The organism is Oryzomicrobium terrae, from assembly GCF_008274805.1.
Lineage (GTDB): Bacteria > Pseudomonadota > Gammaproteobacteria > Burkholderiales > Rhodocyclaceae > Oryzomicrobium > Oryzomicrobium terrae.
The window spans coordinates 2,432,996-2,454,225 of sequence record NZ_CP022579.1 but is presented as its reverse complement, the minus strand read 5'-3'; the positions used below and the strand labels follow the sequence as shown (position 1 = coordinate 2,454,225).

Here is a 21,230-nt window from a genome sequence, read left to right as displayed (position 1 = left end):
CCGGTCATGAACGACGATCTGCAAAAGGAACTCGGCACGGTACGCAGCGAAATCGACGCCATCGACGCCGACTTGCTCGATCTGCTCAACCGTCGCGCCAAGTGCGCCCAGAAGGTAGGCGAAATCAAGGGCCGCTACGGCGATGCTGGCCACATTTACCGCCCGGAGCGGGAGGCCCAGGTGCTGCGCCGCATCCAGGAGACCAACCCGGGGCCGCTTTCCAACGAGAGTGTCACCTGGTTTTTCCGTGAGGTAATGTCGGCCTGTCTGTCCCTGGAACAACCGCTCGGCATCGCTTTTCTCGGCCCTCTGGGTACCTTCTCCGAGCAGGCGGCCGTCAAGCATTTTGGCCACGCCGCCCGGCTGTTGCCCCAGTCGTCGATCGATGATGTGTTCCGCGACGTCGAAGCCGGTCATGCCGATTACGCCGTGGTGCCGGTGGAAAATTCCACCGAAGGCGCCGTGGGCCGCACCCTGGACATGCTGCTCGGCACATCCCTGAAGATCTGCGGCGAGGTGGTTCTGCGCATTCATCAGCACCTGCTGTGCAAGGAAACCGATCTGGCCACCGTCACCAAGGTGGTTTCCCACGCCCAGTCCCTGGCCCAGTGCCACGAATGGCTCAACCGCAACCTGCCAGGCGTGCCACGTATTTCCGTCGGCAGTAACGCCCAGGCCGCCCAGTTGGCGGCTTCCGAACCCGGCACAGCGGCCATTGCCGGCGAGGCGGCGGCCGACCGCTACCAGCTGCCCAAGCTGGCCGCCAACATCGAGGATGAGCCGAACAACACCACTCGCTTCCTGGTGCTCGGCCGCCACGATGCCGGTCCGTCGGGGCGCGACAAGACGTCCCTGATCGTGTCCACGCCCAACCGTTCCGGGGCTCTTGCCGATCTGCTGTCGCCCTTCTCCGACGCGGGGGTTTCCATGAGTCGTCTGGAATCCCGTCCGGCCCGCCATGCCCTGTGGGAGTACGTCTTCTACGTGGATGTGGAAGGCCATCGCGACGATCCCGGTGTGGCCAGTGCCCTGCGGCAATTGGAGGCGCGGGCCGGCTACCTGAAGCTGCTCGGCTCCTACCCCGCCGCGGTGTACTGAAGCCGCGGCGGCCATCGCGGAAGGAGCGTTGCCTGGAGTAGGGAACCGGGTTCGCCTTTTCCCCCGTCTTGCCAAAGGACCATCATGGATCTCGTCGACCAGGCGCTGCCCTACGTCCGGGCCATTTCCCCCTACCAACCGGGTAAGCCGATTGCCGAGCTGGCGAGGGAAACGGGCATTCCGGAAGCCCATATCGTCAAGCTCGCTTCCAACGAAAATCCCCTAGGCATGAGCCCCAAGGCCCGGTCGGCGATGCTTGCGGCCACGGCCGACCTGGAGCGCTACCCGGACGGCAGCGGTTTCACGCTGAAGGCGGTGCTCGCCGAACGTTATGGCATTGCCCAGGAGCGCATTGCCCTGGGCAATGGCTCCAACGAGTTGTTCGAACTGGTGGCTCGTGTGTTCCTCGCTCCAGGTCGCTCCGCCGTATTCTCACGCCACGCCTTCGCCGTCTATCCTCTGGCTACCCTGGCGGCCGGTGGCACGTGCATCGAGGTGCCGGCCAAGGACTATGGTCACGACCTCGACGCCATGGCGGCGGCAATTGCGCCGGATACCCGCGTCGTCTTCGTTGCCAACCCCAATAACCCCACTGGCACCTTCCTGCCCCGTGCCGAGCTCCATGCCTTTCTGACCAAACTGCCGACAGACGTGCTGGTGGTGCTCGACGAGGCCTATAACGAGTATCTTCCCCCCGAACTGCGGGGTGAAACCGTAGCCTGGTTGGAGGAGTTCCCCAATCTGTTGATCACCCGCACGCTGTCGAAGATCTACGGACTGGCCGGGCTACGGGTTGGCTATGGCCTGGGATCGGCTGTGGTGGTGGACCTGCTCAACCGGATGCGCCAGCCGTTCAATGTGAACAGTCTGGCCCTGGCGGCTGCCGTGGGTGCTCTGGATGACCACGCTTTCGTCGCCGAGAGCTACGCGATGAACCGTAGTGGCCTGGAACAGTTGGTGGCGGGTCTCAAGCATTTCGGCCTGGGGCACATTCCGTCCTATGCCAATTTCGTCACCTTCAAGGTGGGCGATGCGGCAGCGGTGAACCAAAAATTGCTGCAACAGGGGGTGATCGTGCGCCCCATCGCCAGCTACGGCATGCCCGAATGGCTGCGGGTGACGGTCGGCTCCGAGCCGGAGAATGCCCGCTTCCTGGCTGCCCTGGACAAGGCGCTGTAGGACTGCAATGGCTGATTTCTTTCGCTTGAACAAGGTACTGATCTTCGGCGTTGGCCTGATTGGCGGCTCCTTTGCCGCCGCGCTCAAGGCTGCTGGGGCGGTTGATGAAGTGGTGGGCTTCGGCCGTTCCCTGCCGGGGTTGGAAGAGGCGCTGCGCCTGGGGCTGATCGATCGCATTGGCGAGTCGGTCGCCGCCGAGGCGCCGGATGCTGACCTGGTATTGCTCGCCACCCCGGTGGGCGGCATGGCTGTTCTTATGCAAGCTTTGGCCCCCCATCTCGGTCCGCAGACCATCGTTACCGATGGCGGCAGCACCAAGCACGACGTGGTGGCCAACGCCTATGCCGCCTTCGGTGAGCGGGTCGGCCAGTTCGTTCCGGCCCACCCTATTGCCGGAGCCGAGAACAGTGGCCCGGCAGCGGCGCGGGCCGATCTGTACCGGGATCGCAAGGTGGTAGTGACCCCCCTGCCGGAAAACTCGTCAGTTGCCGTAGCCCGGGTGTGCGACGCCTGGCGGGCCTGCGGCGCGGTGCTGCATACCTTGACTCCGGCCGACCACGACCGGGTCTTTGCTGCGGTTTCCCACTTGCCACACCTGTTGTCCTTCGCCCTGGTCCACGACCTGGCGGTGCGGGACGACCGGGACATGTTCTTCACCTTTGCCGCCTCGGGTTTCCGCGACTTCACCCGCATCGCTGCCAGCCATCCGGAAATGTGGCGCGACATCTGTCTGGCCAACCGGGCGGCCTTGCTCGACGAGCTGGATCGCTACACCGCCCAGCTCGCCACCCTGCGCGAGGCCCTGGCCAGCGGCGACGGCGCCGCATTGGAGGCCGCCTTCGATTCGGCTCGCACGGCGCGCCGCGCCTGGGCCGAGGGCAAGCTGGTCTGAGCCTACCGGCGCTATCACCTCCATTCTTTTCGATTTTTACCGTCAGGACCCCATGGAATTCCTTGATCTGCCCAGCCTGTTGTCTTCTTCCGGTACCGTGCGCCTGCCCGGCTCGAAGAGCCTGTCCAATCGGATCTTGCTGCTGGCGGCCCTGGCCGACGGCGAGACCGAGGTGCGCGACCTGCTCGAATCCGACGACACGGCCCGCATGCTCGAAGCCTTGGAGGCCCTGGGCGTGCTGGTCACCCGGCTCGGCCACCATGCCTATCGGGTCAAGGGCATCGGTGGCGAGGGGGCGTTCAACGGCTTCCCCAACAAGCAACTGGAGTTGTTCCTAGGCAACGCCGGCACCGCTTTCCGCCCCTTGACCGCAGCCCTGGCCCTGGCCGGTGGCGAGTATGTGCTGAAAGGCGTACCGCGCATGCACGAGCGGCCGATCGGCGACCTGGTGGATGGCCTGCGCCAGCTCGGTGCCCGCATCGATTACCTGGAAAATCCCGGCTTCCCGCCCTTGGCGATCCACGCACCGGCGATCAGCGACGTTGCGACGGTGTCGGTGCGTGGTGACGTTTCGAGCCAGTTTCTCACCGGTTTGCTGATGGCCTTGCCCTTGCTCGACCGGCAAGTGACGGTAGTGGTGGAAGGGGAGCTAATTTCCAAGCCTTACATCGAGATCACCTTGGCCGCCATGGCCCGCTTCGGCGTTACCGTGCAGCGCGAAGGCTGGGAGCGCTTCACCGTGGCCGCCGGGGCCCGCTACCACAGCCCGGGGATTATCTATGTGGAGGGGGACGCTTCGTCGGCTTCCTACTTCCTGGCCGCCGGCCTGATCGGCGGTGGCCCGGTGCGCGTCGAGGGCGTTGGTCGGGACTCGGTCCAGGGCGACGTGGCCTTTGCCGAGGCGCTGGCCAAGATGGGGGCACGCATCGACATGGGCGACAACTGGATCGAGGCGAGCCGCCCCGAGGGGGGGCGCATCCTGGCGGTGAACATGGATTGCAACCACATTCCGGATGCCGCCATGACCCTGGCGGTGGTGGCTCTCTTTGCCGACGGCACCACTACCCTGTCCAACATCGCCAGTTGGCGGGTCAAGGAAACCGACCGCATCGCCGCCATGGCCATCGAGCTACGCAAGCTTGGCGCCGAGGTGGAAGAGGGTGCCGACTACCTGCGCGTCACCCCGGTGCCGCGTCTGCAACCGGCATCAATCGCGACCTACGACGATCACCGCATGGCGATGTGCTTCTCCCTGGCGGCCTTTGCCACGCCGCTGCGCATCCTCGATCCGGGGTGTACGGCCAAGACCTTCCCGGACTATTTCGAGCGTCTCGCCGAAGTGGCCGTCGTAGCGCCGGTGATTGCCATCGATGGCCCTTCCGCCTCCGGTAAGGGCACTGTGGCTGCGCGCGTGGCCGCTGCCCTGGGCTGGGATTATCTGGACTCCGGTGCCCTGTACCGGCTGACCGCCCTGGCAGCACAGAAGGCCGGCGTGGCCTGGGACGACGAAGCAGGTGTGGCGGCCTTGGCGGCCAGTCTGGATGTGAGCTTTGCTGAAGGCGAGGTTTGTCTGGCAGGGGAGGACGTGGGCGATGCCATTCGCAGTGAGGATATCTCTGGAGGGGCGTCTGCCGTGGCAGCCCTGCCCGCTGTACGCGAAGCGTTGCTCTTCCGTCAGCGGGCTTTTCGTGTTGCTCCCGGGTTAGTGGCAGATGGCCGGGACATGGGCTCGGTGGTCTTTCCGGATGCTCGGGTGAAGGTGTTTCTTACTGCCAGCGCCGAGGTACGGGCGGAGCGCCGTTATAAGCAGTTGATCGAAAAAGGATTCTCTGCTAGCCTTGATAAGATTTTGCAGGAGCTTCGTACGCGGGACGAGCGCGATAGTCAGCGCGCCGTGGCGCCGCTCCAGCAAAACGTGGATGCACAGTTGCTTGAGACTTCTAACCTGACCATCGAACAAGCGGTGGCGCAGGTATTGGCCTGGCAGCAGGCCTGCGGCGCGGATTCCTGATTTTCAGGGCGCCCGTCTCGGTTTCCGCATCCACGGGGTGCTCGATGGGTCGAGCCGACCGGTTCTCCGGTCGGCTTTGTCTTCATGGGCCCCAGGGGCCGATTCCGCAGGTCTTCCCCGGCTCCGGGGAGCGGATCGGTAGTGGTTCAACTTAACCCCGTCACGGTATGTGACACTGGAAATTCCTCATGTCTGAAACCCTCACCATGGAAAGCTTTGCCCAGCTCTTCGAAGAGAGCCTTGCCCGTCAGGAAATGCGTCAGGGCGAGGTCATCACCGCCGAAGTGGTGCGCGTCGACCAGAACTTCGTGGTCGTTAACGCCGGACTGAAGTCCGAAAGCTATGTTCCTGTCGTCGAATTCCTCAACGACCAGGGCGAACTGGAAGTTGCCCCTGGCGATTTCGTGCAGGTTGCCATCGAACAGCTCGAAGACGGCTTCGGTGAAACCCGCCTCTCCCGCGATCGCGCCAAGCGCATCGCCGCATGGAATAAGCTGGACGCCGCCCTCAATGACGGCACCCTGGTGGCTGGTACCATCACTGGCAAGGTCAAGGGCGGCCTGACCGTCATGGTCAACGGCGTGCGCGCCTTCCTGCCCGGCTCCCTGGTGGACATGCGTCCGGTCAAGGACACCACGCCGTACGAAGGCAAGACCCTCGACTTCAAGGTCATCAAGCTCGACCGCAAGCGCAACAACGTGGTGCTGTCCCGCCGTGCCGTGCTCGAAGAGACCATGGGCGAAGAGCGCCAGAAGCTCCTTGAGAATCTCAAGGAAGGCACCGTCGTCAAGGGCATCGTCAAGAACATCACCGACTACGGCGCGTTCGTGGATCTGGGCGGCATCGATGGCCTGCTGCACATCACCGATCTGGCCTGGCGTCGTGTCCGTCACCCGTCCGAAGTTCTCACCGTGGGCGACGAAGTTACCGCCAAGGTGCTCAAGTTCGACCAGGAGAAGAACCGTGTCTCCCTGGGCCTGAAGCAACTGGGCGAGGATCCGTGGGTGGGCATCTCCCGTCGCTACCCGTCCGGTACCCGTCTGTTCGGCAAGGTCACGAACATCACCGACTACGGCGCGTTCGTGGAAATCGAATCCGGTATCGAAGGCCTGGTGCACGTCTCCGAAATGGACTGGACCAACAAGAACATCCACCCGACCAAGGTCGTCCAGCTGGGCGACGAGGTCGAAGTGATGATCCTCGAAATCGACGAAGACCGCCGCCGTATCTCCCTGGGTATGAAGCAGTGCATGGCCAACCCCTGGGATGATTTCGCCATCAATTTCAAGAAGGGCGACAAGGTCAAGGGCGCCATCAAGTCGATCACCGACTTTGGCGTGTTCATCGGTCTGCCTGGCGGTATCGACGGCCTGGTGCACCTCTCCGACCTGTCCTGGACCACCACCGGCGAAGACGCGATCCGCTCCTTCAAGAAGGGCGACGAAGTGGAAGCCATGGTGCTGGCCATCGACGTGGAGAAGGAGCGTATCTCCCTGGGCGTCAAGCAGCTCGAAGGCGATCCGTTCACCTCCTTCATCGCCACCCACGAGAAGAATTCCGTGGTCAAGGGCACCGTGAAGAGCGTGGATGCCAAGGGCGCCGTGGTTGCCCTGTCCGAGGAAGTGGAAGGCTACCTGCGTGCTTCCGAATTCTCCCGCGATCGCATCGAGGATCTGTCCTCCGTGCTGAAGGTGGGCGAAGAGGTGGACGCCATGATCGTGAACGTGGATCGCAAGTCCCGTCAGATCAACCTTTCCATCAAGGCCAAGGATAACGCCGAACAACACGAAGCGCTGCAGAAGATTGCTTCCGAAGGTTCCGGCGCGGCAGGCACCACCAACCTGGGTGCCCTGCTCAAGGCCAAGCTGAACCAGCAAGGCTGATCCCGGTTGGTCCGGCTGCGCCGCTCTGGCGGCGTGGTCGGGCCGGCATGGCTATACCATGTTGCTTCATGACCCTGCCATGACCAAATCCGAGCTCATCGCCCGGCTCGCGGCGCGTTTTCCGCAGCTGGTGGCGAAGGATGCCGATTTCGCGGTCAAGATGATTCTCGATGCCATGTCCGGAGCTTTGTCTCGGGGTGATCGTATCGAGATCCGTGGTTTCGGCAGCTTTTCGCTGAATTATCGGCCGCCTCGGGTGGGACGAAATCCCAAATCGGGGGACAAGGTGAGCGTCCCTGAGAAGTGGGTGCCTCACTTCAAGGCTGGCAAGGAGTTGAGGGAACGGGTCGATCTGACCGTCTGACTCTCTTCCCCTGTGGTAAATTCCGGGCGGCGAATTTTTTCGCTGCCCGTTTCTTTTGTATCGGCCGCACGGTGCGGGCGAATGTATTCGCGCACGCCGGGCTTGCTGCCTACAAGCCTCTGTCGCTATCCTGATCACCCCTTCTTGCGGCCTGATCCATGCGTATCGCCCTCTGGTTGTTTCGCTTCGCCGTATTTGTGCTCCTGCTTGGCTTTGCCATCAAGAATACGGAACCTGCCCAGCTGAAGTTCTTTTTTGGCACGGCCTGGAATGCGCCGTTGATCATGATCCTGCTGGCGTTCTTTGTTGCCGGTGTGCTCTTGTGCATGGCAGCGCTGGCAGGCGTGCTGTTTGGTTTCAAACGGGAGAACGGTCGGCTGCAGCGCCAGTTGGCCAGGATTACTTCCACTTCGAGTGGCGCGGCAACGCCTGTGCAGCCTCCCAGAGAGTTGTAATTCTCCATGCCTGAATTCCAGACTTGGCAGCTGCTGCTTTTTCCCCTTTTCTTTGGGCTGGGCTGGCTGGCAGCCCGCGTCGACATCAAGCAGGTGGTTCGGGAATCCCGCTCTTTGCCGGCCTCCTACTTCAAGGGGCTGAATTTCCTCCTCAACGAGGAGCCAGACAAAGCCATTGATGCATTCAATGAGGTTGTCCGGGTCGCTCCGGAAACGATCGAGTTGCATTTTGCCCTGGGTAGCCTATTCCGGCGCCGCGGCGAGCTTGAGCGTGCGATCCGTTTGCACCAATCATTGGTCGATCGTGAGTACCTGCCTGCCGATGTTGCCTGCCAGGCCTTGTCCGAGTTGGGCCAGGACTATATGAAGGCGGGCTTGTTGGATCGGGCGGAGGAAGTGTTCACGCGCTTGCGCGGTACCGCTCGGGATGAAGAAGCGCGTCGCGCCTTGCTGGAAATTTTCCAGTTGGAAAAAGATTGGGAGCGAGCCATCCAGATTGCCGGAGAAATGCCTGGCTTGGTCTCGCAAAAAGAAGTCGCGCATTACCATTGCGAGTTGGCAGAACGAGACATGGCCAATTCGCGGTGGGAGGATGCCCGTGCCCACTTGGAGACGGCTCTGACGCTTGATCGGGCGTGTGTCCGGGCAACTTTGTTGTGTGGCGACCTGCTGGCACGAGAGGGAAAGGATGCTGATGCAATTACCCTCTGGCAGCGTGTCGAGAACCAGAATCCGGTCTACCTTGCATTGGCCGCTCCCCGGCTGATGTCTGCCTATCAGCGACAGGGCTTGGTCGCGGATGGCTTGCATTTGTTGCGGGGCTATCAGGAGCGCTATCCCAGCCTGGACCTGCTCGATCATGTTTTTCGTTTTGTTTTGGAGCACGAAGGCGTCGCTTCCGCTCGGGCGCTGGCACGGGACGAACTGCAGCGCAACCCGACACTGCTCGGGCTTGACCGGTTCCTTGAGGCTCGTCTGCAAGAATTGGATGCCCAGGCCCGGGCCGATGCTGAATTGATGAAGTCGGTGGTTTCGGCCCATACGCGCCGCCATGCACGTAATCGTTGCACCGCGTGCGGTTTCAAGGCCCGTCAACATTATTGGCGCTGCCCGGCCTGCGGCGGCTGGGAGACCTACCCGCCACGCCGCGCTGAAGACATGGATTTTTCTGCCTGAGCTACGCGTAGGGTGCTCGGGCTATTTCTGGAATAGGGGATTGAGATGAAAGTTACTGTTGTTGGTACGGGCTATGTCGGTTTGGTGACCGGGACGTGTTTGGCTGAGGTGGGTAACGATGTGCTGTGTCTGGACGTGGACCCGGAAAAAATCCGCATCCTCAACGAAGGCGGTATTCCCATCTATGAGCCCGGCCTGCTCGACATGGTGAAACGCAATGTGGCCGCCGGTCGCCTGCACTTCACTACCGATGTGGATAAGGCGGTGCAGTTCGGTACGGTTCAGTTCATCGCTGTCGGCACCCCGCCTGACGAGGATGGCTCGGCGGACCTTCAGTACGTTACTGCGGCGGCCCGCAGCATTGGTCAGCGCATGACGGATTACAAGGTCATCGTGGACAAATCCACGGTTCCAGTTGGCACGGCGGATAAGGTGCGAGCTGCGGTGGCCGATGAGCTGCAAAAACGTGGTGTGGCAGTGCCCTATAGCGTTGTCTCCAATCCGGAATTCCTCAAAGAGGGCGCCGCGGTGGATGACTTCATGCGCCCGGATCGTATTGTCGTCGGTGCCGATGATGACCGCGCCATCAATCTGATGCGTGCGCTCTATGCGCCTTTCCAGCGCAACCATGAACGTCTCATCGTTATGGATGTGAAGAGCGCCGAGCTGACCAAATACGCGGCCAATGCCATGCTGGCTACCCGTATCAGTTTCATGAACGAGCTGGCCAATCTGGCCGAGCAGCTCGGAGCCGATATCGAAATGGTGCGCCAAGGGATTGGTTCCGACCCGCGCATCGGTTATCACTTCCTCTATCCGGGGTGCGGCTACGGTGGCTCCTGCTTCCCCAAGGATGTCAAAGCCCTGCTCAAGACCGCCAAGGATGCAGCCGGGATCGACCTCAAGGTGCTCAACGCCGTTGAAGAAGCCAACGACCAACAGAAGCACGTGTTGACGCGCAAGATCCAGGCGCGTTTCGGCGAAAACCTCACGGGCAAGCGTTTTGCCGTGTGGGGGCTGGCGTTCAAGCCCAATACCGACGACATGCGCGAAGCGCCATCTCGCGAATTGATTGCCGATTTGCTGGCTGCAGGGGCGACGGTGAGCGCCTATGACCCGGTGGCTGTCCATGAGGCCAAACGCATTTTCGGTGACGACGCGCGGATTGCACTGGTGGATAGCGCCAATGCAGCCCTGGAAGGCGCGGATGCCCTGGCCATCGTTACCGAATGGAAGGAATTCCGTAGCCCCGATTTCGATGCGCTCAAAGCGCGCCTCAAGTCGCCGGTGGTGTTCGATGGTCGCAATCTGTACGACCCGGCTTTCCCACGCAGTGTCGGTATCGAATATTTCCCTATCGGCCGCCTCTGAAGCCGGCTGAGTTTTCGTTTAGCGAGTCGTTTGATGCAAGGTCTTCCCGATTTCACGGCTACCCGCCTGTTGGTCGTTGGCGATGTGATGCTGGACCGATACTGGTTCGGCGATGTGTCGCGCATTTCTCCTGAAGCTCCGGTCCCGGTCGTCAAGGTCGAGCGTACCGAGGAGCGTCCCGGCGGGGCCGCCAACGTGGCACGTAATGCCGCTGCCCTGGGGGCAAGGGTCAGCCTGCTGTCTGTCGTCGGCGACGACGAGGCCGGCCGACGCCTGCAGGCCCTGATGGCAGAGGAGGGGGTCGTGGCCAGCTTGCATGCCGATGCGGCCATCGATACGACGGTCAAGCTACGGGTTATCGGCCGACAGCAACAACTGCTGCGCATCGACTTTGAAACCACGCCGTCGCATGAGGTGCTGCGTGCCAAACTGGCTGATTTTTCTCAGCGTTTGGCCGATGTGGATGCGGTCATCCTGTCCGACTACGGTAAAGGGGGGCTGGCACATATCGCCGAGATGATCGCGCTGGCACGTGCGGCCGGTAAAAAGGTATTGGTCGATCCCAAGGGGGATGATTACTCGAAATATGCCGGGGCGACAGTCTTGACGCCGAATCGCGCCGAGTTTCGCCAGGTGGCGGGTAGCTGGAAGAGTGAAGCGCAGCTGACGGAGAAAGCCCAGACCCTGCGCCAGGAGTTGGCATTGGAGGCGCTGCTGGTCACGCGCAGCGAAGAAGGCATGTCCTTGTTTAGCGCCGAGGGTGTGGTCCATCAGCCCGCTGTGGCCCGGGAAGTGTTCGATGTTTCGGGGGCGGGCGATACGGTGATCGCCACCCTGGCGGCCATGCTGGCCAGCGGCGCGGGCTGGGCCGAGGCGGTACGTGCCGCCAATTTGGCTGGTGGCATCGTGGTCGGGAAGCTTGGAACAGCGACTGTTACCCGGCAGGAATTGGATGCTGCGCTGACCGGCGCGGCTTAAGGAGGTTTGCATGTACACCATCGTCACCGGTGCTGCCGGGTTCGTCGGCGCCAATATCGTCAAGGCGCTCAACGAGCGGGGCGTCACCAATATTCTCGCCGTCGACAACCTGACCAAGGCCGACAAGTTCAAAAACCTGGTGGATTGCGAGATCGCCGACTACTTGGATAAGCATGAGTTCATTGAGCGGCTCCAAGCCGGTGATTTCGACGGCGACGTGGAGGCAATCTTCCACGAGGGCGCCTGCTCCGACACCATGGAGACCGATGGGCGCTACATGATGGAGAACAATTACCGTTACTCCACCATCCTGCTCGACTGGTGCCAGGATCAGGACGTCCAGTTCCTCTATGCTTCCAGCGCCGCCACCTACGGCGGCAGCAGCGTATTCCGCGAGGAGCGCCAGTACGAGGCGCCGCTCAACGTTTACGGTTATTCCAAATTCCTGTTCGACCAGGTCGTCCGCCGCCGTCTGCCCGATGCAGGTTCCCAGATCGTTGGTTTCCGCTACTTCAACGTGTACGGGCCCCGCGAGAATCATAAGGGGCGCATGGCCTCGGTGGCCTTCCATCACTTTCATCAGTACCGGGCAGACCAGAAGGTCAAGCTGTTCGAGGGCTCCCACGGCTACGGTCCGGGTGAGCAGCAGCGCGATTTCGTTTATGTCGGCGACGTGGCCAAGGTGAACCTGTGGTTCCTCGACCATCCGAACGTGTCGGGCATCTTCAACCTCGGCTCCGGCCGCGCCCAGTCGTTCAACGATGTGGCGGTGGCCTCGATCAACGGCGCTCGAGCCCTGGAGGGCCAAGCGGCCCTGTCTCTGGACGAACTCCGTGCCGCCGGAAAGATCGAATATGTTCCCTTCCCGGAACAACTGAAGGGCAAATACCAAGCCTTTACCCAGGCGGATCTGACCCGTCTGCGCGAGGCGGGCTACGATGCCCCCTTCGCTACCGTCGAGGAAGGTGTGGCCAATTACGTGAAATGGTTGAGCAGTCGTGTATAAGACCCTAGAGGATTTTGTCGGCAATACCCCCCTGGTGCGCCTGCAGCGCCTGCCAGGAGCCGAGATCGAGGCCCGCGGCAACGTCATCCTGGCCAAGCTGGAAGGCAACAACCCGGCCGGCTCGGTGAAGGACAGGCCGGCCTTGTCGATGATCGCCCGGGCCGAGAGCCGTGGCACGATCAAGCCCGGCGACACCCTGATCGAGGCTACCTCCGGTAACACCGGCATCGCCCTGGCCATGGCCGCCGCTATCCGCGGCTACCGCATGATCCTGATCATGCCGGAGAACCAGAGCCTGGAGCGGCGTCAGACCATGCGTGCCTATGGTGCCGAACTGGTCCTCACGCCCAAGGACGGCGGTATGGAACTGGCCCGGGACGTGGCCGAGAAGATGGTGGTCGAAGGCAAGGGGGTGATGCTCGACCAGTTCAGCAATCCGGACAACCCGGAAGCACATTTCCAGGGTACGGGGCCGGAAATCTGGCGCGATACCAATGGCCGTGTCACCCACTTCGTTTCCAGCATGGGGACCACCGGCACCATCATGGGCACCTCCCGCTATTTGAAAGCTCAGAATCCGTCGATCCAGATCGTCGGCTGCGAGCCGTCAGAGGGCTCGCAGATCCCCGGTATCCGCAAGTGGCCCGAGGCCTACCTGCCGAGCATTTATGAGCGCGCCCGAGTGGATCGGGTCGAGCCCGTATCGCAGGCCGAGGCCGAGGACATCACCCGACGCTTGGCGCGGGAAGAGGGCGTCTTTGCCGGGATTTCCTCCGGTGGGGCCTTGGCGGTTGCGCTGCGCATTGCTCGTGAGGTGGAAAACGCAACCATCGTGTCGATCATCTGCGACCGGGGTGACCGCTATCTGTCCACCGGTGTTTTCCCGGCCTAACGGCCAAGCGCGTAGCGATGAGAAACGCGTCTCCCCCGGTGCTGATTTTCGACATCGAGACCATCCCCGACGTGGGCGGCTATCGCCGCCTCCATGATCTTTCCGCTGACCTGTCCGACGACGAGGTTGCCGAACTGGCATTTGCCAAGCGCCGGGTCAGCCATGGCAATGATTTTTTGCCCCTGCACCTGCAGCGCGTGGTCACTATCTCTTGTGTGCTACGCTTGGGCAACGAATTCCGCGTCTGGTCCTTGTCTGAACCCGAACAGGGGGAGGGTGAGATTATCCAGCGCTTCTATGATGGCATCGAGAAGTTCACCCCTCAGATCGTTTCTTGGAACGGAGGTGGTTTTGATCTGCCGGTGCTGCACTACCGGGGCATGATCCATGGCGTTTCCGCTCCACGTTACTGGGATCTGGGTGATGGCGACTATGCTGATTCCCGGGATTTCAAGTGGAACAACTACATCAGTCGCTACCACACCCGGCACCTCGACTTGATGGATCTGCTGGCTCTCTACCAACCGCGGGCCAGTGCGCCTTTGGATGATTTGGCCAAGCTGATGGGCTTTCCCGGAAAGCTGGGCATGGATGGGGGCAAGGTGTGGGAGGCGTGGCAGGGTGGCAGGATTGGTGAAATCCGCGACTATTGCGAAACCGACGTGGTAAACACCTACTTGGTGTTCACCCAGTTCCGTTTGCTGCGGGGGGAAATCTCGCGGCAGACCCGGGACGAAGAGGTGGCTTTCGTCCGTGAGCAGTTGGCCTCCCTGGACAAGGTCCACTGGCAGGAATTCCTTGCAGCATGGCCAGTGTGAACGAGAAAGTTGCCCTAAACGCGAAATTGTTCTTGCGCAGTCGGAAAAGTCCGATATAATGCGCACCTCTTTAGGCGCGTAGCTCAGTTGGTTAGAGCACCACCTTGACATGGTGGGGGTCGTTGGTTCGAATCCAATCGTGCCTACCAGAATTTTTCAGGCGAGCTATTCATGTTCTTCCGAACTACCCGGCCCCAAACGTTTTGTTAACGGTCGAGTTCGCCTGAAAACCTGGTAGCAGGTTTAATGCAAGTACAAAAAAGCGCGGCCTAGACCGCGCTTTTTTTTTGCCGATTTTTTGAGTGAGGTCGGAAAGATGTCCAGCGCCGTGGTGAATGTGCAATTGCCCGATGGCTCCGTACGGAGCTTCGATAAACCCGTAAGCGTGGCCGATGTTGCGGCTTCCATTGGTGCTGGTCTGGCTCGTGCCGCGTTGGCCGGCAAGGTCGATGGGAAACTGGTGGATACTTCCTTTGTCATTGATCGTGATGCTGCTTTGGCGATCATCACCGACAAGGATGCGGATGGTCTGGAAGTTATTCGCCATTCAACCGCTCACCTGCTGGCTTACGCGGTCAAGGAACTGTTCCCCGCGGTGCAAGTGACCATCGGGCCGGTCATCGACAACGGCTTCTACTACGACTTCGCCTATACCCGGGCATTTACGCCCGAGGATCTGGATGCCATTGAGAAGAAGATGGCCGAGCTGGCCAAGCGCGATATTCCGGTCTCTCGGGAGGTCTGGTCGCGGGATGACGCAGTGAAGTTCTTCCTGTCCCTGGGAGAGAAGTACAAAGCGGAGCTGATTGGGGCGATTCCCGCCGATCAGGAGGTTTCCCTATACCGAGAGGGCGATTTCGTCGACCTGTGTCGCGGCCCCCACGTGCCCTCCACTGGCAAGCTCAAGGTCTTCAAGCTGATGAAGGTCGCTGGCGCCTACTGGCGTGGCGACTCCAAGAACGAGATGCTGCAGCGCATCTACGGTACGGCCTGGGCTAAGAAAGATGAGCAGGATGCCTACCTGCACATGCTGGAAGAGGCCGAAAAGCGGGATCACCGCCGCCTGGGTAAGCACTTGGATCTGTTCCACATGCAGGACGAGGCGCCGGGCATGGTGTTCTGGCACCCCAAGGGCTGGGCCATCTGGCAGGAAATCGAGCAGTACATGCGCAATGTGTATCGGGAAAACGGCTACCAGGAGATTCGTTGCCCGCAGATTCTTGATCGTTCCCTGTGGGAGAAGTCCGGCCACTGGGAGCACTACAAGAACAACATGTTCACCACCGAATCGGAAAAGCGCGACTACGCGATCAAACCGATGAACTGCCCGGGGCACGTACAGGTGTTCAATTCCGACCTGCGCTCCTACCGGGATCTGCCTCTGCGCTACGGTGAGTTCGGTTCCTGCCATCGCAACGAGCCCTCGGGTGCGCTGCACGGTCTGATGCGGGTGCGCGGCTTCGTCCAAGATGATGGTCATATCTTCTGCACCGAAGATCAGATCGAGGCTGAGGTGACGGCCTTTAATGCGCTGGTTAAAAAGGTATATGCCGACTTCGGCTTCCACCACGTGGCGGTCAAATTAGCGCTACGCCCGGATGGGCGTGTCGGTTCCGACGAGATTTGGGACAAGGCTGAGGATGCTCTGCGCGCCGGGCTCAAGGCCTCCGGCCTGGAGTGGGAGGAGTTGCCGGGCGAGGGGGCGTTCTATGGCCCGAAGATCGAATTCCACATCAAGGATGCCATCGGCCGCTCCTGGCAGTGCGGCACCATGCAGGTTGACTTTTCCATGCCTGGTCGCCTGGGGGCTGAGTACGTAGCGGCTGACAACAGCCGTAAGGTTCCGGTTATGCTTCATCGCGCCATCCTGGGTTCCCTGGAGCGCTTCATCGGTATTCTGGTGGAAAACTATGCCGGGGCGCTGCCGTTATGGCTGGCGCCGGTTCAGGCGGTAGTGTTGAATATTTCCGAAAAACAAGCCGATTACGCTGAAGAAGTGGTGAAAGCCCTGCGCCAGGCGGGCATCCGGGGTGAGGCGGATTTGCGGAATGAGAAAATTACCTATAAAATTCGCGAGCATAGCGTAAATCACCGCCAGCCCTATCAGCTCATCGTGGGTGATAAGGAAAAGGCGGAGCGCATGGTGGCCGTGCGAATTCGCGGTGGCCAGGATCTCGGGCAGTTGCCCTTGAGTGTTCTGGTGGAGCGTCTCCAGAAGGAGATTGCGGCGCGAAAAGGCACGGCTTAGTTTTTGTCCCCCGTTGATTGCGGGGGATGACTTTCGGAGCGAAAACCATAGCACTCAACAAGAGTCACCGCATCGGCCACGAGATCAATGTCCCGGAAATCCGGTTGATCGGCGAGGATGGGGAACAACTGGGCGTTGTAACGACCCGCAACGCAATGCAGATGGCCGATGAGGCTGGTCTTGAACTGGTGGAAATTGCCCCGCTGGCAAAGCCCCCTGTGTGCCGGATCATGGATTACGGCAAGTTCAAGTACCAGGAAGCTAAGAAGGCGCACGAGGCCAAGCTGAAGCAAAAGCAGGTGCAGGTGAAGGAAATCAAAATCCGTCCCGGCACCGACGAGAACGATTACCAGATCAAGCTGCGCAACATGATCCGCTTCCTCCAGGAGGAGGATAAGGTCAAGGTGACCTTGCGCTTCCGTGGTCGGGAAATGGCGCACCAGGAAATTGGTATGCGCCAGCTGGAACGATTCAAGGCCGACGTGGAGCCCTATGCCCAGGTCGAGCAGATGCCCAAGATGGAAGGGCGCCAGATGGTGATGATGCTGGCCCCGATCAAGAAGAAGCCGTAAGGCCCTTTGCGATCATGCAGGATTGGCCCCGGAACATTGGGGCCCATAAGTGCCTGATAGGCCGAGAAAGTGCTTCCGTCGGAAGCCGCCTGGCAGGCATCAAATAAACGGAGCATTCACATGCCCAAGATGAAGACCAAGAGCGGCGCCAAAAAGCGCTTCAAGGTCCGCTCGAGCGGGAGCATCAAGCGTTCCCAGGCGTTCAAGCGCCACATCCTGACCAAAAAGACCACCAAGTCCAAGCGCCAGCTGCGCGGGATGTGCCAGGTGCACGATTCCGATACGGCCCAGGTGCGGTCGATGATGCCCTACGCCTAAGCTAAGGAGAACGAAAGATGCCCCGAGTCAAACGTGGTGTGACGGCCCGCGCCCGTCACAAGAAGATCCTGGTTCAAGCCAAGGGTTACCGTGGTCGCCGCAAGAACGTCTATCGCATCGCCAAACAGGCGGTGATGAAGGCCGGTCAGTATGCTTACCGCGACCGTCGTCAGCGCAAGCGTCAGTTCCGCGCCCTGTGGATTGCCCGTATCAACGCGGCCGCCCGGGAAGTGGGCCTGAAGTACAGCACGTTCATGAATGGCCTGAAGAAGGCGCAGATCGAAGTGGACCGTAAGGTTCTCGCCGATCTGGCGGTCTTCGACAAGGCGGCGTTTGCCCAGCTGGCCAATCAGGCCAAGGCGAGCCTCGCTGCCTGACCCGAAAGGGAACCCGAAAAGGAGGCGAAAGCCTCCTTTTTTTTCTGCTGTTGCTTTTCTGTTGTTTGTTGGCCTGTTGCCCTAACTTTCTTGCCTTGCTGAAACCCGCCATGGAACTCGAAAGAATCATTGAAGAGGCGCGCAGCGCCTTCGCCGGCGCTGAAACCGGGGACGCCCTGGAGCAGGCCAAGGCCCGCTTTTTGGGCAAGAGCGGCCAGATTACCGAATTGATGAAGAGCCTGGGGAAACTCGATCCCGAGGCACGCAAGGAAGCCGGTGCAGCCATCAACCGGGCCAAGGCCGCAGTGGAAGAGGCGCTGACGGCCCGCCGCGATGCGCTTAAACGCGCCGCCCTGGAAGCCCGCCTGGCCGAAGAGGCCTTGGATGTGACGTTACCCGGACGTGGGGAAACCCGTGGTGGGCTGCATCCTGTCTCGCGCACCCTGGATCGTATCGAAGCCCTGTTCCGCTCAATCGGCTTCGAAGTGGCCGACGGACCGGAAATCGAAACCGATTTTTTCAACTTCACCGCGCTCAACACGCCGGAAGACCATCCGGCGCGCTCGATGCACGACACCTTCTATCTTCTGGACGAGTCCGGCAAGGTGGAAGAGAGCGTGCTGCTGCGTACCCACACCAGCCCGATTCAAGCCCGCTACATGCAGGCCCATGTCGCCAAGTATGCCCATCTGCCGGTGATGCCGGAAATCCGCATCATCGCTCCGGGACGGGTTTATCGCGTCGACTCCGATGCCACTCACTCTCCCATGTTCCACCAGGTCGAAGGTCTATGGGTGGGGCAGAACGTTTCCTTTGCTGACCTGAAGGGTGTGATTGCCGACTTCCTGCGCCGCTTTTTCGAGAGCGATGACCTGCAGGTGCGTTTCCGCCCTTCTTTCTTCCCCTTCACCGAGCCTTCTGCCGAGATCGATGTGGCCTTCATGAGCGGCGCGCTGAAAGGCCGCTGGCTGGAGATCGCCGGCTGCGGCATGGTCCATCCCAACGTGCTGCGTCATGCTGGCATCGACCCCGAGGCCTATACCGGCTTTGCTTTTGGCATGGGGCCGGATCGCCTCAGCATGCTGCGCTACGGCGTCAACGACCTGCGCCTATTCTTCGACGGCGATCTGCGCTTCCTCAAGCAGTTCGTCTGAATCCGTCTTATTGCCCGATCTGCCCATCGCGCCATTACCGAATATCCCCGAGGACGTATGAAATTCTCTGAATCCTGGCTGCGCAGCCTCGTCAATCCGGCACTCGACACCGCTGCCTTGTCCCACCTCCTGACCATGGCCGGCCTGGAAGTGGAAGAGCTGGACCCGGTTGCTCCTGCTTTCACCCAGGTTGTGGTGGCCCAGGTCAAGGAAGTGGTCAAGCATCCCGATGCGGATCGTCTCAACGTTTGCCAGGTGGATGTCGGTGGCGGCGACCTGAAGCAGATCGTCTGCGGTGCGCCGAACGTTGCTCCTGGCCTGAAAGTGCCGTGTGCCCAGCCGGGTGCCGTGCTGCCTGGGGATTTCACCATTAAGGTAGCCAAGGTGCGTGGCATTGAGTCTTCCGGCATGCTCTGCTCGGCCAAGGAACTGGGTGTGGCCGAAGAATCCTCTGGCTTGCTAGTGCTGCCTGAGGATGCCCCGGTAGGCGTTTCGATCCGGGAATATCTGGACCTGGACGATCAGTGCTTCACCCTCAAATTGACGCCCAATCGGGCCGATTGCCTATCGCTGACCGGTATCGCTCGCGAAGTGGCTGCCCTCACTGGCACGGCCGCCAGCCTCCCGGCAATCTCCCCCGTTCCCGCCACGATTGCTGATCGCCGTGCGGTGGCCCTGGAAGCGCCGGCGGCCTGTCCGCGTTACTGCGGTCGCATCATTCGCGGCGTGGATGCCAAGGCGGCTACACCCGACTGGATGGTACGCCGCCTTGAACGCAGCGGCATCCGTTCGATTTCTGTCCTGGTGGATATCACCAACTACGTCATGCTCGAACTCGGGCAGCCACTCCATGCTTTCGATGACGCCAAGCTTACCGGCACTGTTCGGGCTCGCCTGGCCAAAGCCGGCGAGCAGTTGGAGATCCTCAATGGCCAGACCCTGACCCTGAGTGAGGATGTTCTCGTTATCGCTGACGACGCCAAGCCCCTCGCCGTGGCCGGCATCATGGGGGGCGAGGAGAGCGGCATCACCCTGGAAACGAGGGATCTGTTCCTCGAATCGGCGTTCTTCGCGCCTGCGGCCATTGCGGGTCGGGCGCGCCGCTACGGTTTTTCTTCCGATGCCTCTCACCGCTTCGAGCGCGGAGTGGATTTCGAACTGGCGCCGCGAGCACTGGAGCGGGCGACCCAGTTGGTTCTGGAGCTTTGCGGCGGTCAGGCTGGGCCGGTCGAAGAGGCGCGGGCGGAGCTGCCCCAGCGTTCTCCGGTCCGCTTGCGCCCCGCCCGGGTAGCCAAGGTGCTCGGCATCGATCTGCCTGCGGCCGATATTGCCCGTCATTTGCACAATCTTGGACTGGACGTTCGGGAAGAAGGGAGCGATTACATCGTTATCCCCCCATCCTACCGCTTCGACATCGAGATCGAAGAGGATCTGATCGAGGAATTGGCTCGGCTGCACGGTTACGACAACATCCCATCCCCGGCGCCGCAGGGCAGTCTGGCAATGCTGCCGCTTAGTGAAAGTCATCGCTCGGTCACTAGCGTTAAACAGTTGTTGGCCAGCCGAGGCTACCAGGAAGTGGTCAATTTCGCCTTCGTCGAAGAAGCCTGGGAGGCGGACTTTGCCGCCAATACCACGCCGATCCGCTTGGCTAATCCGATAGCCAGCCAGCTGGCGGTGATGCGCACTACCCTGATTGCTGGGTTGGTGGAAAATCTGAGCACCAATCTCAAGCGCAAGCAAAACCGGGTGCGTTTATTTGAAGCGGGGCGCTGCTTCTGGCGTGACGCGGTAGAACCTACTGGTTTTCGTCAGCCCTGGAAGCTGGCGGGGCTCGCCTACGGCGGCGTGTTAGCGGAGCAATGGGGGGTGGCCTCCCGCCCCGTGGATTTCTACGACCTGAAAGCGGATCTGGAATTCCTGCTTCAGCCCATGGCAGTGCGTTTTGAAAAAGCAGTTCACCCGGCACTGCACCCTGGCCGTTCCGCACGCGTCTGCCTGGAAGATGGTGAAATCGGTGTTATTGGCGAACTTCACCCGGAGTGGGTGCAAAAGTACGATTTGCCCGTTGCGCCACTTGTCTTTGAACTGGATCTTGCGCCGCTGATCGATACCCGTCTGCCTGCGTTTGCCGAAGTTTCAAAGTACCAGGCAGTGGTGCGCGACCTCGCGGTGGTCCTGCCTGTGGAAACGCCTTTTGCCGAGGTCATGGCGGTATTGGGGCGGCAGCGCTGCGGCATCGTCCAAGACATTCAGTTGTTCGATGTGTACACCGGAAAAGGGGTGGGTGAAGGGGAAAAAAGCCTTGCATTCCGCATAGTTATGCAAGATACTCAAAAAACTTTGCAGGATGCGGAGGTCGATGCCGCGTTCGCCCAACTGCTCTCCGCATTGGAGCGGGACGTCGGGGCGAAACTCCGCACCTAATCAGGGAAGTT

General features: G+C 61.0%; 19 protein-coding genes and 1 tRNA gene. All 20 read left to right on the top strand.

What is annotated here, in order from left to right:
* Positions 1 to 18: 18 nt before the first annotated feature.
* The 20 genes from pheA to pheT all read left to right on the top strand — a co-directional run bounded on the left by pheA (position 19) and on the right by pheT (position 21,219).
* Positions 19 to 1,098, top strand: a complete 1,080-nt coding sequence (gene pheA, locus OTERR_RS11180) for a prephenate dehydratase (protein ID WP_425466038.1) — start codon at positions 19 to 21, stop codon at positions 1,096 to 1,098.
* Between the two features lie 84 nt (positions 1,099 to 1,182).
* A complete protein-coding gene (gene hisC / locus OTERR_RS11175) occupies positions 1,183 to 2,277 on the top strand; it encodes a histidinol-phosphate transaminase (protein ID WP_149425789.1) in 1,095 nt (364 codons plus the stop codon).
* 7 nt (positions 2,278 to 2,284) lie between these two features.
* Positions 2,285 to 3,169 (top strand): prephenate dehydrogenase, encoded by an 885-nt coding sequence (locus tag OTERR_RS11170; RefSeq protein ID WP_149425788.1) that lies wholly within the window; start codon positions 2,285 to 2,287, stop codon positions 3,167 to 3,169.
* Positions 3,170 to 3,221: 52 nt separating this feature from the next.
* A complete protein-coding gene (locus OTERR_RS11165) occupies positions 3,222 to 5,180 on the top strand; it encodes a bifunctional 3-phosphoshikimate 1-carboxyvinyltransferase/cytidylate kinase (RefSeq protein ID WP_149425787.1) in 1,959 nt (652 codons plus the stop codon).
* A gap of 188 nt (positions 5,181 to 5,368) precedes the next feature.
* Positions 5,369 to 7,063: a 30S ribosomal protein S1 gene (rpsA, locus tag OTERR_RS11160; RefSeq protein WP_054622060.1), complete on the top strand. Its 1,695-nt coding sequence runs from the start codon at positions 5,369 to 5,371 to the stop codon at positions 7,061 to 7,063.
* 79 nt (positions 7,064 to 7,142) lie between these two features.
* A complete protein-coding gene (locus tag OTERR_RS11155; RefSeq protein ID WP_149425786.1) occupies positions 7,143 to 7,427 on the top strand; it encodes an integration host factor subunit beta in 285 nt (94 codons plus the stop codon).
* A gap of 158 nt (positions 7,428 to 7,585) precedes the next feature.
* Positions 7,586 to 7,882, top strand: a complete 297-nt coding sequence (locus OTERR_RS11150; RefSeq protein ID WP_149425785.1) for a LapA family protein — start codon at positions 7,586 to 7,588, stop codon at positions 7,880 to 7,882.
* Between the two features lie 6 nt (positions 7,883 to 7,888).
* Positions 7,889 to 9,058 carry a lipopolysaccharide assembly protein LapB gene (gene lapB / locus OTERR_RS11145; protein ID WP_149425784.1) on the top strand — a complete coding sequence of 390 codons (1,170 nt, stop codon included), beginning with the start codon at positions 7,889 to 7,891 and terminating at the stop codon, positions 9,056 to 9,058.
* Positions 9,059 to 9,103: 45 nt separating this feature from the next.
* Positions 9,104 to 10,429, top strand: coding sequence for a UDP-glucose dehydrogenase family protein (locus tag OTERR_RS11140; protein ID WP_054622063.1), 1,326 nt, complete (start codon positions 9,104 to 9,106; stop codon positions 10,427 to 10,429).
* Positions 10,430 to 10,462: 33 nt separating this feature from the next.
* Positions 10,463 to 11,407: a D-glycero-beta-D-manno-heptose-7-phosphate kinase gene (rfaE1, locus tag OTERR_RS11135; protein ID WP_149425783.1), complete on the top strand. Its 945-nt coding sequence runs from the start codon at positions 10,463 to 10,465 to the stop codon at positions 11,405 to 11,407.
* 10 nt (positions 11,408 to 11,417) lie between these two features.
* A complete protein-coding gene (gene rfaD, locus OTERR_RS11130) occupies positions 11,418 to 12,413 on the top strand; it encodes an ADP-glyceromanno-heptose 6-epimerase (RefSeq protein WP_149425782.1) in 996 nt (331 codons plus the stop codon).
* Complete coding sequence (cysM, locus tag OTERR_RS11125; RefSeq protein ID WP_149425781.1) at positions 12,406 to 13,305, top strand: cysteine synthase CysM; 900 nt, start codon at positions 12,406 to 12,408, stop codon at positions 13,303 to 13,305. Before rfaD ends, cysM begins: the two co-directional genes overlap by 8 nt.
* 17 nt (positions 13,306 to 13,322) lie before the next feature.
* Positions 13,323 to 14,123: a 3'-5' exonuclease gene (locus OTERR_RS11120; protein WP_149425780.1), complete on the top strand. Its 801-nt coding sequence runs from the start codon at positions 13,323 to 13,325 to the stop codon at positions 14,121 to 14,123.
* Between the two features lie 72 nt (positions 14,124 to 14,195).
* Positions 14,196 to 14,272: transfer RNA gene (locus tag OTERR_RS11115), tRNA-Val, on the top strand.
* 179 nt (positions 14,273 to 14,451) lie between these two features.
* On the top strand, positions 14,452 to 16,371 hold the full coding sequence (thrS, locus tag OTERR_RS11110) for a threonine--tRNA ligase (RefSeq protein ID WP_149426523.1): 1,920 nt from the start codon (positions 14,452 to 14,454) through the stop codon (positions 16,369 to 16,371).
* Positions 16,372 to 16,397: 26 nt separating this feature from the next.
* Positions 16,398 to 16,943, top strand: coding sequence for a translation initiation factor IF-3 (gene infC, locus OTERR_RS11105; RefSeq protein ID WP_082397225.1), 546 nt, complete (start codon positions 16,398 to 16,400; stop codon positions 16,941 to 16,943).
* 120 nt (positions 16,944 to 17,063) lie between these two features.
* Positions 17,064 to 17,261: a 50S ribosomal protein L35 gene (rpmI, locus tag OTERR_RS11100; protein WP_054622068.1), complete on the top strand. Its 198-nt coding sequence runs from the start codon at positions 17,064 to 17,066 to the stop codon at positions 17,259 to 17,261.
* 17 nt (positions 17,262 to 17,278) lie between these two features.
* The gene (rplT, locus tag OTERR_RS11095; protein ID WP_054622069.1) at positions 17,279 to 17,638 is read left to right on the top strand and encodes a 50S ribosomal protein L20; all 360 of its coding nucleotides are present in this window, start codon (positions 17,279 to 17,281) and stop codon (positions 17,636 to 17,638) included.
* 110 nt (positions 17,639 to 17,748) lie between these two features.
* Positions 17,749 to 18,792 carry a phenylalanine--tRNA ligase subunit alpha gene (pheS, locus tag OTERR_RS11090; RefSeq protein WP_149425779.1) on the top strand — a complete coding sequence of 348 codons (1,044 nt, stop codon included), beginning with the start codon at positions 17,749 to 17,751 and terminating at the stop codon, positions 18,790 to 18,792.
* Between the two features lie 57 nt (positions 18,793 to 18,849).
* Positions 18,850 to 21,219: a phenylalanine--tRNA ligase subunit beta gene (gene pheT / locus OTERR_RS11085; RefSeq protein WP_149425778.1), complete on the top strand. Its 2,370-nt coding sequence runs from the start codon at positions 18,850 to 18,852 to the stop codon at positions 21,217 to 21,219.
* Positions 21,220 to 21,230 lie beyond the last annotated feature (11 nt).

Excerpts from the sequence above, each read along its gene's own strand:
- OTERR_RS11170 (WP_149425788.1), top strand. The coding sequence starts at position 2,285 with ATGGCTGATTTCTTTCGCTTGAACAAGGTACTGATCTTCGGCGTTGGC.
- rplT (WP_054622069.1), top strand. The coding sequence starts at position 17,279 with ATGCCCCGAGTCAAACGTGGTGTGACGGCCCGCGCCCGTCACAAGAAG.
- pheS (WP_149425779.1), top strand. The coding sequence starts at position 17,749 with ATGGAACTCGAAAGAATCATTGAAGAGGCGCGCAGCGCCTTCGCCGGC.
- rfaD (WP_149425782.1), top strand. The coding sequence starts at position 11,418 with ATGTACACCATCGTCACCGGTGCTGCCGGGTTCGTCGGCGCCAATATC.
- OTERR_RS11165 (WP_149425787.1), top strand. The coding sequence starts at position 3,222 with ATGGAATTCCTTGATCTGCCCAGCCTGTTGTCTTCTTCCGGTACCGTG.
- rpmI (WP_054622068.1), top strand. The coding sequence starts at position 17,064 with ATGCCCAAGATGAAGACCAAGAGCGGCGCCAAAAAGCGCTTCAAGGTC.
- OTERR_RS11140 (WP_054622063.1), top strand. The coding sequence starts at position 9,104 with ATGAAAGTTACTGTTGTTGGTACGGGCTATGTCGGTTTGGTGACCGGG.
- pheT (WP_149425778.1), top strand. The coding sequence starts at position 18,850 with ATGAAATTCTCTGAATCCTGGCTGCGCAGCCTCGTCAATCCGGCACTC.
- rfaE1 (WP_149425783.1), top strand. The coding sequence starts at position 10,463 with ATGCAAGGTCTTCCCGATTTCACGGCTACCCGCCTGTTGGTCGTTGGC.
- OTERR_RS11155 (WP_149425786.1), top strand. The coding sequence starts at position 7,143 with ATGACCAAATCCGAGCTCATCGCCCGGCTCGCGGCGCGTTTTCCGCAG.
- infC (WP_082397225.1), top strand. The coding sequence starts at position 16,398 with ATGACTTTCGGAGCGAAAACCATAGCACTCAACAAGAGTCACCGCATC.
- hisC (WP_149425789.1), top strand. The coding sequence starts at position 1,183 with ATGGATCTCGTCGACCAGGCGCTGCCCTACGTCCGGGCCATTTCCCCC.
- lapB (WP_149425784.1), top strand. The coding sequence starts at position 7,889 with ATGCCTGAATTCCAGACTTGGCAGCTGCTGCTTTTTCCCCTTTTCTTT.
- OTERR_RS11150 (WP_149425785.1), top strand. The coding sequence starts at position 7,586 with ATGCGTATCGCCCTCTGGTTGTTTCGCTTCGCCGTATTTGTGCTCCTG.
- OTERR_RS11120 (WP_149425780.1), top strand. The coding sequence starts at position 13,323 with ATGAGAAACGCGTCTCCCCCGGTGCTGATTTTCGACATCGAGACCATC.
- rpsA (WP_054622060.1), top strand. The coding sequence starts at position 5,369 with ATGTCTGAAACCCTCACCATGGAAAGCTTTGCCCAGCTCTTCGAAGAG.